Raw genomic sequence first — 14,435 nt, forward strand, 5'->3', positions numbered from 1 at the left:
ACCTTAATCTCGTTTATTTACGCCAGAATTTCGCATTTCTTCAAAACGTGAGCGTTGTTCTTGCATCAATTTATCAAATTCTGTTTGAGAAATAGCACCTTTATCTTTTGGTTTTTCGATTGGTTTTGAATTCGTTGATGTTTTGATATCCGTCAAAGAAATAATTTTAGAACCTTTAAACATTCCTCTGTTAATTTCTGTTTGTACTTCTGCAATCAAACCTGGTAATCCCCAATAATTTTCTGGACCAGTTTTATATTTTAATGTTGGAATGTACCAAACTGTTGTCTGAACGCTATCGATAATAGCAGTTGCTTTTTTAGCTTCATTCCCTAAGATTGTTTTTGTTTCTCGTGTTAATTTCCAATCATAATTTTGCAAAGAATCTTTTACAACATAGTTTTTTCCCATCATGCTTTGCTCTTTTAATAGCAAATGATTTGTACTATTTTTATAAATATTATCTCCATTCATCGACATCATTCGCATCCCGCCACCACGTGGACCTCGTAATCCTTGACTTTGATCATTTGATATTTTTTCAACCATTTTATACAAAGATTCATCTCCCAAAATAGTCAACTTAGCTTCTTGAGGTTCTTGAATATTTTTCTTGAATTGCTCTTGCATTTCTTTTGACATCGTACGTCCATTGCCACCTCCCGGAGGTTGAAACGTAAAATCGTCTGGCAAAATAATACGCGTTGTGTATGAAATTTCTACTTTTTCTTGTTGCGAAAAGGCTGAAAAACTAACTAGTAAAATAAAAACTGAAATTATTTTTTTCATTTTAAATGTGCTTATAGTTCTTAGACAAGAAATTGTATGAAATGTTTAACGATTGATAAAAAATATTTTCTTTAATCCTTACTCACACCTTCAGAACTCATCTGTTTTAATCTTTCCATGGCTTTTGCACTCAACGCTTTATATTCTTCGTTGGTGATTGTATTCTTATCTTTTGGTTTTTCGATTGGTTTGAGGTTTGGGATTTCTTTGACTTCTGTTGCGCGAATAATACTGCTTTCTATTCCTTTATTTTTTGAATTTTTGATTTCTACTTCTAATATCAACCCGGGTAAACCATTGTAAACTCCAGGTCCATCTTTTATCGCAATACTTGGAGTATACCATGCAGTTACAGTTGTTGTGCTATCCACAATTGCGATTGCTTTTTTGACATCAAAACCAATTAATTTCTTTGTTTCGCGTGTCAATTGCCATTTGTATTCAGTTAATTTATCTTTTATTGTATAAGTTTTGTCAAATGATTTTACACTTTTCAAATATTCTTTTGTATTCAAATTTTTGAATAAACCATTTCCTGAATCTCCAAAACTCATCGAAACTCTCATTCCGTTTCCTCCTTGTTGATTATCTATTTTTTCAACTTTATTATAAGACGATTCGTTTTCATTGATTGTTAAGATAAAATCTTTTGGTTCTTGCATATTCTTAATCATGTCATTGTAAACATCAGTCGGAATTGTACTTTCTTTACCATTTGTAGAAAATTTTACAGAACCTTTAAATTCTTCTGCATTTACTTTTACAATTTCTTGATAATTCACTTCAAGTTTTTGTGCAAAAGACGAAGTTGTAAGTAGAACGCAATAAGTAAATAATGTAAATAATTTTTTCATTGTAGTTTGATTTGTTGTACAATGATAGTAATATTTTTATATTCTACAATAATAGAATTAAAAAAATTATAGAAATTTTAAGAAATGATTTAATATTTGATGACTGATTATTTCAAATCCTTAAAGTATTGACGTTTTTTGATAAAATACTGAAAAGGCAATAATTCTTTATCAGAATAGTTTTTAATTTGATGCTTTTGACGTTTTTTATACATTTTTATAAAGCCAAAATAAAAATGCATATGCGATAAGAAAACGGCCCAAACATGTGGAAGTCCTTGTTTTGGTAAAAAGGCAACAGCGGCAATTCCATCCATGGAAAGACGTGTGAAAAGCATTGGAAAAAGTTTGTTTGCAGGTAGATTTTTAAGCATCATCCACAAACTATTTCGGTAATTTAGATACCATTTTTTTGGATTGGATTTATCCAAAGTTGCACCGCCCAAATGATAAACAGTTGATTCTCCACAATAATAAATTTTTCGCCCAGCATTGTTTAATCGCCAACACAAATCGATTTCTTCCATGTGTGCAAAGAATTCTTCGTCAAAACCATTTTGTTCAAAGAAATCTTTTTTTCGAATAAATAAGCTTGCGCCAGTTGCCCAAAAAATTTGTGTGGAATCATTATATTGTCCGTTATCTTTTTCTAAAGTTGAAAAAACACGTCCGCGACAAAATGGATAACCAAACTTATCGATGAAACCTCCTCCGGCACCAGCATATTCAAAATATTCTTTGTTTTTGTAGTCTAATATTTTGGGTTGAATAGCCGCAATATCAGAATTATTATCGAATAACTTTTCAATTGGTTCTATCCAATTCTCAGTTACTTCGACATCCGAATTTAATAAACAGAAATATTCTACATCAATTTGTTTTAAACCTTCGTTATAGCCTTGTGCAAAACCATAATTTCCTTTGTTCTGAATGATTTTGACAGAAGGAAACTGAGTTGTCAACAATTCGATTGAATTGTCAGTCGACGCATTATCAATTACATAAATTGTTGCATTTTTAGAATTGTTAATAACTGAAGGTAAAAATTGAGGCAATAATTTTTCGCCATTCCAATTTAGGATTGCAATTGCTGTTTTCATGAATATTTAAAATTACAAATCGGCATATTTCCAACGTTTGTGGCTCCAAAGCCAATTATCTGGATGTTGTTGAATGGTTTGTTCTAAATGATGAAAAAATTGATGAACAATTTCATTTTCTTCAAATTTATCTTGTTGAGGTTGTAGTCGAATAAAAGTTGTGTGATAATGACCGCGTTTTATTTTTTCGGTTTGACAAAAGACAACAGCCATATCTTTGCGGCGTGCAATTTTATCAAAACCATTAAAAACAGGCGTTCTCTGATTCAGGAAATCAATAAAATAGTGAACAGCTGATTGTTTTGGACTTTGATCAGCAACAAATAAATACGCTAATTCTCCATCATTTGGAGTTTTCATCATAAAACGCAACACATCTTTCATGTCCAACGCTTTTGTGCCAAAACGACCACGCATTGCATTGATTTTATCGTTCCAAAAAGGATTTCTAATTTTATGGTAGACAGCTGCACTTTCTTTTGTTGGTAAATGTTTTACCGTTCCAATAAACCATTCCCAATTGAAAATATGCCCACACATCATCATGACATCTCGTTTTTCATTTTTTATTTCATTAAAAACGTCGAGATTAGAATATGTAAATCGTTTGTCCAATTCTTCTTGAGAAATAGAAAAACTTTTTAAAGTTTCAACTAAATAATCACAAAAATTTGCATAAAATTTCTTGTGAATTACTTTGATTTCTTCCTGAGATTTTTCGGGAAAAGAGTTTTCTAAATTTGTTCTAATGACACGTCTTCTATAACCAATAACTGTGTATAGCAGAAAGAACAGAAAATCCGAGAATTTGTATAAAACCGAAAGAGGTAAACGTGAAATTTGATAAATTATGAAATAAAAAATGCTATTCATTTGACAAACAAATAAGCGACAAATTTACGAATTAAATTTGTTCGTTGCTTGCCAAATTGCATCTTTCGGAACTGGAGCTACAATTGTCATTTCTTCTTTTTTGACAGGATGTTCAAATGTAATGCGATGAGCGTGCAAACAAATGCTTCCGTCAGGATTAGAACGTTTAGCGCCGTATTTCAAATCGCCTTTGATAGGAGAACCAACAGAAGAAAGTTGCGCGCGAATTTGATGTGAACGACCTGTAAATAACTTCACTTCGACACAATGAAAAGAATCTAAAGCGCCTAAATAAGTGTATTCTAAAATTGCTTTTTTTGCATCAGCAGTAGGTTTAGAATAAACTGTTGTTTTATTATTTTTAGGATTTTTCTTTAGATAATGTTCTAAACGTTCAAAATCTTTTGGCGGTTTGCTTTGTACAATAGCACGGTAAACTTTGTCAATATTTCGTTTCTGAAACATTTCGTTCATTCGTGTTAAAGCTTTCGAAGTTTTAGCAAAAATCAACACACCAGAAGTTGGACGATCCAAGCGATGCACCAACCCTAAGAAAACATTTCCAGGTTTGTTATCGCGTTCTTTTATATAGTCCTTTAGACTATCGATAAGTGGAATGTCGCCTGTTTCGTCTCCTTGTGCTAATTCACCCGCTTTTTTGTTGATGATTAACAAATGATTATCTTCGAATAAAATTTCTGGATTCATGTTATTGAGAATAAGGTTAAGACTTAGGAAAAGTCAACCTAATTAATTAGAGTTTATTTAATTTTTTAAAGCTTTTTTGAGTTTATTAATCTCAAAAATTGTAGAATTTAATTCCTCAATAAGTGGATTTATAGAGTCTTCTGTAAAATAGTAAACTTTCTGTCCATAAATTAAATGTGATTTTGTTTCGAAAGCCGAACCTTTTGCGATTTCATAATATTTAACTTTATCATTAATACTAGATTTGCCAAAACCTTCAGCAATATTTGCTGAAATACTTTCTGCAGAACGTCTTATTTGTGATGTTAACCCATAATCTTCTGTTCGAGGTAAATTTGAACTTAACTCAAAAACTTGAACAGCGATATTCATTGCTTTTATCCAAATTGGCATTTCTGTGAAATCGTGATAAGGCATAATTTGAGACAGAGATTAAGTTTAAGAAAATAGACAGAGATTAAGGTTAAGGTTAAGATTGAGTTTTGTCTTTATCTCAACCTCAACCTCAACCTCAACCTCAATCTTTAATATTGTTCATTCACATTTGGGAAGTCGCCCGATTTTACATCCGCAACATATTGTCCAACAGCTTGATGAATTTGATCTTCTAAGTTTAAATATTTGCGAACAAATTTTGGTTTGAATTCGTTGTTTAATCCCAACATATCATGTACAACTAAAACTTGTCCGTCGCAACCAGCTCCTGCTCCAATTCCAATTGTAGGGATATTAACAGAGGCTGTTACTTTAGCAGCTAAATCAGCTGGGATTTTCTCCATTACTAATGAAAAACATCCTAATTCTTCTAATAATTTAGCATCGCTAATTAATTTTTCTGCTTCCGCATCTTCTTTTGCACGTACTTTATATGAACCAAATTGGTAAATAGATTGTGGCGTAAGACCTAAGTGTCCCATAACAGGAATACCAGCATTTACGATACGACGAATAGATTCTTCGATTTCTTTTCCACCTTCTAATTTGATCGCATGTGCACCAGATTCTTTCATGATTCGAACAGAAGATTCTAAGGCTTTTTGTGGATCAGATTGATAAGTTCCGAAAGGTAAATCAACAACAACCAAAGCGCGTTTAGCTCCACGAACGACACATTGCGCATGGTAAATCATTTGATCTAAAGTAATTGGTAAAGTCGTTTCGTGACCAGCCATTACATTAGCAGCAGAATCACCAACCAAAATAACTTCAGTTCCAGCCGCATCTACAAGCGAAGCGATTGTAAAATCGTAAGCCGTTAACATCGAAATTTTTTCTCCGGTAAATTTCATGTTACGCACAGTTTCGGTAGTGATACGTTTGATTTCTTTATTTACAGACATTACGTTTATATTTTTAACTTTTGTAAAGTTAATTTGAATATTAAAACAGAACTAATTTTGACTGATATTTTTTACAGTTTGACAAATGAAGAACAAGATAAACGGTTCGTTGAAAATGAAATAACAATTTTCACAATTTTGTAAAAGTAAATATACTTGTCTATTTGCTCATTTTTAGTAAATTGGTGTTCGAATTGAGAGAATTTCACTAAATTTGTTCTCTTAAACTAATTTTAAATAACCATAAATGAAAATAGCAATAGTGGGAACAGGCTACGTTGGTCTGTCTAACGCAATTTTATTAGCTCAGCATAATGAGGTAGTGGCGTTAGATGTTGTTCCAGAAAAGATTGCAATGCTCAATGCAAAAAAATCTCCAATTGAAGATAAAGAAATTATAGATTTTTTGCAGAATAAGGAGCTTAATTTTCTTGCGACTTTAGACAAAGAAACTGCGTATGCAAATGCAGAATATGTGATTGTTGCAACGCCTACGGACTATGATCCAAAAACAAATTATTTTAATACATCAAGTGTAGAATCGGTTATAAAGGATGTCAAGCAATATAATCCGAATGCTGTAGTTATTATAAAATCGACTGTTCCGGTTGGTTTTGTTGAAGATTTAAAATCACGATTAGAATATCAAAATATTATTTTTTCTCCTGAATTTTTGCGAGAAGGAAAAGCTTTATACGACAATTTGTATCCATCAAGAATTATTATCGGTGAACAAAGTGAAAGAGCAGAAGTTTTTGCGAATTTGTTAAAAGAAGGAGCAATTAAGAAAGATATTCCGACGTTGTTTACTCATTCAACAGAAGCAGAAGCAATCAAATTATTTTCGAATACCTATTTAGCTTTGCGTGTCGCTTATTTTAATGAGTTAGATAGCTATGCACAAACATTCAACTTGGATAGTAAACAAATTATCGAAGGAGTTGGCTTAGATCCTCGTATCGGTTCACATTACAACAATCCATCGTTTGGTTATGGTGGATATTGTTTGCCAAAAGATACGAAGCAATTATTGGCTAATTATGATGCAGTTCCGAATAATATTATTCAAGCAATTGTTGACGCAAACAGAACGCGAAAAGATTTTATTGCAGATTCTATCATCGCAAAAAATCCTAAAAAAGTTGGTGTTTATCGCTTGATTATGAAGTCAGGTTCGGATAATTTTAGAGCATCAGCAATTCAAGGAGTAATGAAACGTATTAAAGCAAAAGGAATTGAAGTGGTGGTTTATGAACCGGTTCTGAAAGAAGATTCTTTCTTTGGATCGAAAGTGATGAATGATTTTGAAGCTTTTAAGGCAGCATGTGATGTGATTATCTCGAATCGAAATGCACCTGAATTGGCTGACGTGAAAGAGAAAGTTTATACCCGAGATTTGTTTGGAAACGATTAAAAATAACAACTATAAAATACTATGAAAACTATTTTAATTACAGGTGGAGCTGGATTTATCGGTTCTCACGTTGTAAGAGAATTTGTCTTAAAATATCCTGAAACGAAGATTATAAACCTTGATGCATTGACGTATGCGGGAAATTTAGAGAATTTGAAAGATATCGAAAGTAAATCAAATTACGAATTCGTAAAAGCTGATATTACTGACGCAAAACATATATTAGAAGTTTTTGAAAAGCATCAGCCAGATGGTGTTATTCATTTAGCTGCCGAATCTCACGTGGATCGTTCTATCACAAATCCGTTAGAATTTGTGATGACGAATGTGATTGGAACAGTAAACTTATTGAATGCAACAAAAACGATTTGGAACAATAATTTCGAAGGAAAACGTTTTCATCATGTATCAACAGATGAGGTTTTTGGCGCTTTGGGTGATGAAGGATTCTTTACGGAAGAAACATCGTATGATCCGCATTCACCATATTCGGCATCAAAAGCATCTTCGGATCACTTTGTAAGAGCGTATCATGATACCTATGGATTACCAATTGTGATGACGAATTGTTCGAACAATTACGGACCAAATCATTTTCCAGAAAAATTAATTCCATTGTGTATTCATAATATTTTGAATGGAAATCCACTTCCAATTTATGGAGATGGAAAATATACACGCGATTGGTTATTTGTGATCGATCATGCCAAAGCGATTGACTTGGTTTTCCACGAAGGAAAAAATGGAGGTTCTTACAATGTTGGAGGTTTCAATGAGTGGAAAAATATTGATTTGGTAAAAGAATTGTGTAAACAAATGGACGAAAAATTGGGTAAAGAAGTGGGAACTTCAGAACAATTAATCACATTTGTGAAAGATCGTCCAGGACATGATTTACGTTATGCAATTGATGCGACTAAAATCAACGAAGAATTAGGCTGGAAACCAAGTGTGACGTTTGAACAAGGTTTGAGTCTAACAATAGATTGGTTTTTATCAAACAAAGAATGGCTAGACAATGTAACATCTGGTGATTACCAAAATTATTACGAAAAACAATATAATTAAAAAAGGGTTTTATAGGTTGATGAAGAAATTAATCTATAAACTTAAAACCTTAACCTAAAAAGTTTCTATGAGTTTAAAAACAGTAGTTTACTCTTCTGACAAAAAAACACATTTCCTCAAGGAATTAAAAAATATATTTAAAGATATATCAAATTCTCACTTTTTAGCTTATCAGATGGCTAAAAGGGACATACAAGCACAGTATAGACAGTCTTATTTGGGTATTTTTTGGGCATTTGCTCCAGTTATTATTAACTCATTAGTGTGGCTGTTTTTAAATGGATCAGGTGTTGTTTCAGTACAAGGAGTTGGTATTCCTTATCCTTTGTTTGTTGTGATTGGTACAACTTTATGGAGTGTATTTGCTGATACAGTTCAAAGCCCTATGGTTTCTGTAAACGCAGGAAAGGGAATTATGTCTAAAATTAATTTCCCTAAAGAAGCGCTTCTAATGGCTGGTATGTATAAAATATTTTTCAATCTAGGATTGAAACTTATTTTGTTAGTGGTCTTTTTAATTTATTTCGGTGTTAATTTAGATATTAATTTTCTCTACTTTCCATTTCTATTGGTGGTACTTTTAATTTTTTCTTTCTCTTTAGGATTATTAATAACTCCAATAGGACTAATTTATACAGATATTGCGAAAATAATTAATACAGGAATATCATTTTTGATGTATCTAACACCTGTAGTATATGCAATGCCTAAAGGAGGTTTTTTTGGACTCTTATTTAAACTGAATCCTCTAACTTATTTAATTAATGATACAAGAAATTCGATTACCAATCAGCCTATCGAATCAATGTTTCTAAATTTATTAATACTTATCATTAGTATATTCATAAGTTTAATAGGATTAGTTGTTTTCAGAAAATCAATGCCAATCATTATCGAAAAAATATCTGGATAATATGGAAAAAGAAATATTAGTAGAAGTTCAAAATGTATCAAAGAAATTTTCTTTAGATCTCAAAACTTCTTTAAAGTATGGAGCAACAGATATTATTCGAAGTAGTTTTGGATTAAAATCTTCAAAAGAACTTCGCAAAGGAGAATTTTGGGCAGTACAAGATATAAGTTTTAAACTAAGAAGAGGAGAATGTATTGGTTTGATTGGTCATAATGGAGCTGGGAAAAGTACGCTGTTAAAAGTTTTGAACGGACTTTATACGCCTGATAAAGGACAAATTGTAATGCGTGGTAAAATAGGTGCGCTTATTGAATTAGGTGCTGGTTTTAACCCTATTTTAACGGGACGTGAGAATATTTACAATAATGCAGCAATTTTAGGATTTACAAAAGAAGAAGTAAATCAAAAAATACAATCTATTATAGATTTCTCTGAAATAGAAAAATTTATAGATATGCCTGTTCAAAATTATTCATCAGGAATGAAAGTTCGCTTAGGATTTGCTGTAGCAGCACATTTAGAACCAGATGTTTTAATTATTGATGAGGTATTGGCAGTAGGTGATTTAGGATTTGTTATCAAATGTTTTAGTAAGATTGATGAATTATTACCTAATACTGCAATCATATTTGTATCACATACAATGAATATGATTTCTAGAATATGTACAGAAATAATATTAATGAATCATGGTGTTGCTCAATATCAAGGAAAAGATATTGGTAAAGGAATTCAAGAATATTATAATTTATTTTCAGTAGAACAGTCCTCTAAAGTATTTGATAATGGGTATTTTAAATTATTAGATAAAAGAATTATTATACCAAATGATGTTGTTGAAAGAGGCGTAAGTTTTACAATAGTTTTGAGGTTTAAAGTTTTACAAAATAATGTGATAAATTATCCTCATTTATATATGTTGATAAAAAATAAGGAGCAAATTCAAGTAGCAGGAGTATTTGTAAATGAGCAAAAGAAGATTAAAAACAAAATTATTGAATATTCATTAATTATAAAAAATCCACTATTAACATTAGGTAGATATAATATAGATTTTGGGATTAATGATTTCGATACTAATCTACCTTATTTAAGAATTAATAATATATTAGAATTTTTAGTTAAAGGAGAGAAGGAGTCTTGGGTTTCGATTGAATTTGAATCAGAAAATATATTAACTTAAACTTAGTAAACGATTTTATGAAAAACTACATAAGTAAATTGATAAAATTCAAATCATTTAATTCTAAATTAGGATTGAATTTTAAGGATTATTATCATATGTCCAAATATTCTAGTGATACTTATTTAAAAGGTAACGTTAATCTATTTAATAAAAATATTTTATTCAGTAATCCTTTTTGGTTATTACATAGTTTAGAAGAGATATTTGTCGATGAAGTATATCTGTTTGAAAAATCTGATAATGAGGTTTTAATTTTAGACTGTGGAGCAAATATTGGGTTAAGTATGATTTATTTAAAGAAACTTTTTAAAAATGCAAAATTTATAGCATTTGAACCTGATAAGAAGATTTTTCAACAATTAGAGACAAATATCAAAACCTTTGAAATAAATCAAGATGTTGAGTTAATTAATGCAGCAGTGTGGATAAATGCAGATGATTTGACTTTTTTTTCAGAAGGAAGTTTGGGGGGTAAAATTATTAATCAAGATGACCATCATCCAAATAATACTGTTGTAAAAGCAGTTAGACTTAAAGATTATATTATAAATAAACCTGTGTTTTTTCTTAAAATAGATATAGAAGGAGCAGAATATACAGTCTTAAAAGATATTAAAGATGACTTAAAAAATGTAGAAAATCTTTTTATTGAATTTCATAATACAATTGATGAAAAAGATACATTATCAGAGATTTTATTATGGGTATCTGAGGCTGGGTTTAAATACTATATAAAAGAGGCATGGGATAATATGCCGCATCCATTTACACAAGTTAATATTGGTGGTGGTTTTCACATGCAGTTAAATATTTTTTGTTTTAGAGAAAAATGATTAGACCAGTAGCTATATATTTGCCACAATTTCACCCTTTCGATGAAAATAATGAATGGTGGGGTGAGGGGTTTACAGAATGGACAAATGTCACTAAAGCGAAACCATTATTTGATAATCACTATCAACCACAGCTTCCAGCTGATTTAGGTTTTTATGACTTAAGATTAAAAGAAGCGAGAGTTGCACAAGAACTTTTAGCCAAACAATATGGAATTTATGGTTTTTGTTATTATCACTATTGGTTTAATGGCAAAAGGCTGATGCAGGAACCGATTGACAGAAAGCTGAAAAATCCAGATGAAAGTTTACCTTTCATGTTTTGTTGGGCAAATGAAAATTGGACACGCACATGGGACGGAAATGAGAAAGAAGTGTTGATTGAACAAAAGTATTCCGAAAGTGATGATGAGGATCATATTAATTTTTTAATCCCAATTTTCAAAGATGAGAGATATATAAAGGTCAATGGAAAACCTATAATAGTTGTGTATAAACCATATGTTCTTCCAAATATAAAGAAAACCATAAAAATGTGGCGAACGATTGCTAAAAATCATGGATTAGAATTATATGTTTGTCATATGGTTTTCTCTCATACACCAAAATGGGATAAACTTATAGAAGGGTTTGATGCGGCTATTGATTTTGAGCCATTTGGAATACGAAGGGAGAACGTATTTACAGAAATTTCGAATAGAAATAAGGATTCTAAATCTAACTTTTTAAAGAATGTATTGAATAGATTTATTAAAGAAAAGCAAGAAAATAAATTAAATAAAATACCTTATCAATGGATGAGTGAAAAGTTAACTTTACAAAAAAGTATAAATTTTAAAATATTTCCATCTCTTGTACCAGGTTGGGATAACACTTCTAGAAGAGGTAGTAATCCAACATTAATTTTAGAAAATTCAACACCCGAATACTTTGAAGATTGGTTAAATAAGATTAATAATGATTTTATACCATATTCAAATGATGAAAATTTTATTTTTATTAATGCTTGGAATGAATGGGCTGAAGGTAATCATCTTGAACCTGACCAAAAGTATGGTAAAAAATATTTAGAAGTTGTACAAAGGCAATTTAAAAAATATCATGAAAAAAATTAAGCCCCTTGCATTATATCTTCCTCAGTATCATCCAACAGATTTGAATGATAAATGGTGGGGGAAAGGATTTACAGAATGGACGAATGTTACTAAAGCTAAATCTTTATATGATGGACATCAACAACCATTATTGGCTGGCGATTTAGGGTATTATGATTTGAGATTACCAGAAATAAGAGAGCAACAAGCTAATTTAGCGAGAGAATATGGTGTCTATGGGTTTATATATTACCATTATTGGTTTGGAAATGAGGTTCAAACTTTAGAACGTATTGCTAATGAAGTATTAGAATCTGGTAAGCCAGATTTTCCTTTCTGCTTTTGTTGGGCAAATGAAACTTGGACAGGAATATGGCATGGATTAAGTAATGAAATAATTGCTGAACAAGTCTATCCTGAGGGAGATGTAGAAAAACATTTTGACTATTTATTGCCTTTTTTTGAAGATGATCGCTATATCAAAATAGATAATTGTCCTGTATTTATAGTTTATGATCCTATTCACTTAAATGAAAACAATAATACATATTTATCTATTTTAAGAAAACTTGCACAAAACAATGGTTTTGAGGATTTACATATTATTGCTGGTAATAAGTTGGAAGATGAATTAGATTATAAATCTTTAAACTATCAGGGGAAAATTACAGATGCTTTTAAAAAATCTTGGGTTAAGGAAATACAAAAAAATGCGAACATAAATCAATCAATCACAACAAAAGAATACTATAAAAATAGAATAAAAGGATTTTTTGGTTTACAAAATAAACTAAGTGTAAAAAAGTTTGTAAATCAACAGGATATGTCAGAAATTGTTAAAAACCTAAAGTTTACAGAAACAAAGATTCCAACTTATCCTTGTATTATGCCAAATTGGGATAATACTCCTAGAAGTGGAACAAATGGTATTGTAATTAATAATGCAACTTCCGAAAACTTTAAAAAACAAATAGAGAAAGCTAAAGAATATTTTGAAGATAAAAATTATCCTGAAAATTTCTTAATTATTAAATCGTGGAATGAATGGGCTGAAGGAAATATTATGGAACCTGACAGAAATAATAAACACGCTTTTTTAGAGACACTAAAAAAAACGTTAGAACAATAGTTATGTTTAAAATTTCCATTTTAATCGCAAATTATAACAACGGACACTTTTTTAAAGACTGTTATGATAGCTTAATAGCACAAACTTATCAGAATTTCGAAGTAGTTATTCTAGACGATTGCTCCACAGATAATTCTGTAGAAGTTATTAAATCTATTATTGGCGAAGACAAAAGATTTAAGCTTTTTCAAAATGAAGAAAATAAAAAAGTAGGATATACAAAGAGAAGATTGGTAGAACTTGCTTCAAGCGAAATCTGTGGTTTTTTAGATCCTGATGACGCATTAGAGCCTCAAGCTTTAGAAAGTATTTTAAATCATCATAATAACAATATAGAAGTAGGTTTAGTCTATTCTAATTTTATCATCTGTAATGAAAAACTTGAAAAACAAAATGTACATCATGCAACACAAATAACTGCATTAGATGAGCATTATCTTAATTTTAAAGGAGAGATATCGCATTTCGCAACTTTCAAAAAATCCATTTACAACAAAACGACAGGTATTGATACTTTCCTCAAAATCGCAGAAGACAAAGATTGGTACATGAAAATGTGTGAAGTAGCTCCTGTGTTGTATATAGATGAAGATCTTTATCTATACAGAATACATAACGGTGGTATTTCTACAAATAAGAATGCAGATAAAGCCTATTTCTGGCATTGGGTTGCTTTAATCAAGATGGCTGAAAGAAGAAATGTTAATATTGAAGAACTATTTATTGATAATTTTGTAAATAGAAGAGATTATGACAACATTTCTACTAAATTAGAGTTACTAAAAAAATCAAGATTACTAAAACTATTATATAAATTAGGACTATTTAAAGGATATAAATACCTATAATTAGAAAAGGCTCATATTAATCAATAACAACTTTACTCTACAACAAAACCTAATAACTAACCTCTATTAATCTACATTTAGCAAGAAACACTAAACTATCTGTTTGTATAAAACAAATTCAAAGGAAAAATTAAGCAATCCACAAACTTATTCAGCATCATTATAGCTAATATAGATGAAGTATCATCACAGATTCCTGTAATCTCCCCCTTGTTAAGAACACTTAAAAGTAGAGTTTTTATTTAATATTATTGTATTATTATTTTGATTAATTTGATTAATTTGA

At 30.5% G+C, this 14,435-nt stretch carries 15 protein-coding genes; 8 read left to right on the plus strand and 7 right to left on the minus strand.

The window, feature by feature from the left end; all coding sequences use genetic code 11:
• Window positions 1-3: 3 nt before the first annotated feature.
• The 7 genes from B3R94_RS03425 to panB all read right to left on the minus strand — a co-directional run bounded on the left by B3R94_RS03425 (window position 4) and on the right by panB (window position 5,664).
• The gene (locus B3R94_RS03425; RefSeq protein WP_291098693.1) at window positions 4-789 is read right to left on the minus strand and encodes a GLPGLI family protein; all 786 of its coding nucleotides are present in this window, start codon (window positions 787-789) and stop codon (window positions 4-6) included.
• Between the two features lie 71 nt (window positions 790-860).
• The gene (locus tag B3R94_RS03430; RefSeq protein WP_291098696.1) at window positions 861-1,643 is read right to left on the minus strand and encodes a GLPGLI family protein; all 783 of its coding nucleotides are present in this window, start codon (window positions 1,641-1,643) and stop codon (window positions 861-863) included.
• 107 nt (window positions 1,644-1,750) lie between these two features.
• Entirely contained in the window at window positions 1,751-2,743 is a 993-nt protein-coding gene (locus tag B3R94_RS03435; protein WP_291098699.1) for a glycosyltransferase family 2 protein, read from the minus strand.
• Window positions 2,744-2,755: 12 nt separating this feature from the next.
• A complete protein-coding gene (locus B3R94_RS03440) occupies window positions 2,756-3,616 on the minus strand; it encodes a lysophospholipid acyltransferase family protein (protein ID WP_291098702.1) in 861 nt (286 codons plus the stop codon).
• 24 nt (window positions 3,617-3,640) lie between these two features.
• Entirely contained in the window at window positions 3,641-4,324 is a 684-nt protein-coding gene (locus B3R94_RS03445) for an RluA family pseudouridine synthase (protein WP_114998884.1), read from the minus strand.
• Between the two features lie 57 nt (window positions 4,325-4,381).
• Entirely contained in the window at window positions 4,382-4,741 is a 360-nt protein-coding gene (locus B3R94_RS03450) for a four helix bundle protein (protein ID WP_291098705.1), read from the minus strand.
• A gap of 107 nt (window positions 4,742-4,848) precedes the next feature.
• On the minus strand, window positions 4,849-5,664 hold the full coding sequence (gene panB / locus B3R94_RS03455; RefSeq protein WP_038331097.1) for a 3-methyl-2-oxobutanoate hydroxymethyltransferase: 816 nt from the start codon (window positions 5,662-5,664) through the stop codon (window positions 4,849-4,851).
• A gap of 247 nt (window positions 5,665-5,911) precedes the next feature.
• Between panB and B3R94_RS03460 the strand changes: the two genes are divergently transcribed.
• The 8 genes from B3R94_RS03460 (at window position 5,912) to B3R94_RS03495 (ending at window position 14,149) form a co-directional block, all read left to right on the plus strand.
• Window positions 5,912-7,078 carry a nucleotide sugar dehydrogenase gene (locus B3R94_RS03460; RefSeq protein WP_291098708.1) on the plus strand — a complete coding sequence of 389 codons (1,167 nt, stop codon included), beginning with the start codon at window positions 5,912-5,914 and terminating at the stop codon, window positions 7,076-7,078.
• A 21-nt stretch (window positions 7,079-7,099) separates the two neighbouring features.
• Entirely contained in the window at window positions 7,100-8,146 is a 1,047-nt protein-coding gene (gene rfbB / locus B3R94_RS03465; RefSeq protein WP_291098711.1) for a dTDP-glucose 4,6-dehydratase, read from the plus strand.
• A gap of 67 nt (window positions 8,147-8,213) precedes the next feature.
• Entirely contained in the window at window positions 8,214-9,059 is an 846-nt protein-coding gene (locus tag B3R94_RS03470) for an ABC transporter permease (protein WP_114998892.1), read from the plus strand.
• Window position 9,060: 1 nt separating this feature from the next.
• Window positions 9,061-10,242: a polysaccharide ABC transporter ATP-binding protein gene (locus B3R94_RS03475; RefSeq protein ID WP_114998894.1), complete on the plus strand. Its 1,182-nt coding sequence runs from the start codon at window positions 9,061-9,063 to the stop codon at window positions 10,240-10,242.
• A gap of 17 nt (window positions 10,243-10,259) precedes the next feature.
• Window positions 10,260-11,078 (plus strand): FkbM family methyltransferase, encoded by an 819-nt coding sequence (locus B3R94_RS03480; RefSeq protein WP_114998895.1) that lies wholly within the window; start codon window positions 10,260-10,262, stop codon window positions 11,076-11,078.
• Entirely contained in the window at window positions 11,075-12,193 is a 1,119-nt protein-coding gene (locus tag B3R94_RS03485; protein WP_114998897.1) for a glycoside hydrolase family 99-like domain-containing protein, read from the plus strand. Before B3R94_RS03480 ends, B3R94_RS03485 begins: the two co-directional genes overlap by 4 nt.
• Window positions 12,180-13,301 carry a glycoside hydrolase family 99-like domain-containing protein gene (locus B3R94_RS03490; RefSeq protein WP_114998898.1) on the plus strand — a complete coding sequence of 374 codons (1,122 nt, stop codon included), beginning with the start codon at window positions 12,180-12,182 and terminating at the stop codon, window positions 13,299-13,301. The genes B3R94_RS03485 and B3R94_RS03490 overlap by 14 nt, the downstream gene beginning before the upstream one ends.
• A 2-nt stretch (window positions 13,302-13,303) precedes the next feature.
• A complete protein-coding gene (locus tag B3R94_RS03495; protein WP_286486448.1) occupies window positions 13,304-14,149 on the plus strand; it encodes a glycosyltransferase family 2 protein in 846 nt (281 codons plus the stop codon).
• Window positions 14,150-14,435 lie beyond the last annotated feature (286 nt).

This window comes from Empedobacter sp. UBA7611, from assembly GCF_002484365.1.
Taxonomy (GTDB): Bacteria; Bacteroidota; Bacteroidia; order Flavobacteriales; family Weeksellaceae; genus Empedobacter; species Empedobacter falsenii_B.

What these genes read in the sequence shown, in the direction of transcription:
- B3R94_RS03425 (WP_291098693.1), bottom strand. Translation starts at nt 789, where the DNA reads ATGAAAAAAATAATTTCAGTTTTTATTTTACTAGTTAGTTTTTCAGCC.
- B3R94_RS03430 (WP_291098696.1), bottom strand. Translation starts at nt 1,643, where the DNA reads ATGAAAAAATTATTTACATTATTTACTTATTGCGTTCTACTTACAACT.
- B3R94_RS03435 (WP_291098699.1), bottom strand. Translation starts at nt 2,743, where the DNA reads ATGAAAACAGCAATTGCAATCCTAAATTGGAATGGCGAAAAATTATTG.
- B3R94_RS03440 (WP_291098702.1), bottom strand. Translation starts at nt 3,616, where the DNA reads ATGAATAGCATTTTTTATTTCATAATTTATCAAATTTCACGTTTACCT.
- B3R94_RS03445 (WP_114998884.1), bottom strand. Translation starts at nt 4,324, where the DNA reads ATGAATCCAGAAATTTTATTCGAAGATAATCATTTGTTAATCATCAAC.
- B3R94_RS03450 (WP_291098705.1), bottom strand. Translation starts at nt 4,741, where the DNA reads ATGCCTTATCACGATTTCACAGAAATGCCAATTTGGATAAAAGCAATG.
- panB (WP_038331097.1), bottom strand. Translation starts at nt 5,664, where the DNA reads ATGTCTGTAAATAAAGAAATCAAACGTATCACTACCGAAACTGTGCGT.
- B3R94_RS03460 (WP_291098708.1), top strand. Translation starts at nt 5,912, where the DNA reads ATGAAAATAGCAATAGTGGGAACAGGCTACGTTGGTCTGTCTAACGCA.
- rfbB (WP_291098711.1), top strand. Translation starts at nt 7,100, where the DNA reads ATGAAAACTATTTTAATTACAGGTGGAGCTGGATTTATCGGTTCTCAC.
- B3R94_RS03470 (WP_114998892.1), top strand. Translation starts at nt 8,214, where the DNA reads ATGAGTTTAAAAACAGTAGTTTACTCTTCTGACAAAAAAACACATTTC.
- B3R94_RS03475 (WP_114998894.1), top strand. Translation starts at nt 9,061, where the DNA reads ATGGAAAAAGAAATATTAGTAGAAGTTCAAAATGTATCAAAGAAATTT.
- B3R94_RS03480 (WP_114998895.1), top strand. Translation starts at nt 10,260, where the DNA reads ATGAAAAACTACATAAGTAAATTGATAAAATTCAAATCATTTAATTCT.
- B3R94_RS03485 (WP_114998897.1), top strand. Translation starts at nt 11,075, where the DNA reads ATGATTAGACCAGTAGCTATATATTTGCCACAATTTCACCCTTTCGAT.
- B3R94_RS03490 (WP_114998898.1), top strand. Translation starts at nt 12,180, where the DNA reads ATGAAAAAAATTAAGCCCCTTGCATTATATCTTCCTCAGTATCATCCA.
- B3R94_RS03495 (WP_286486448.1), top strand. Translation starts at nt 13,304, where the DNA reads ATGTTTAAAATTTCCATTTTAATCGCAAATTATAACAACGGACACTTT.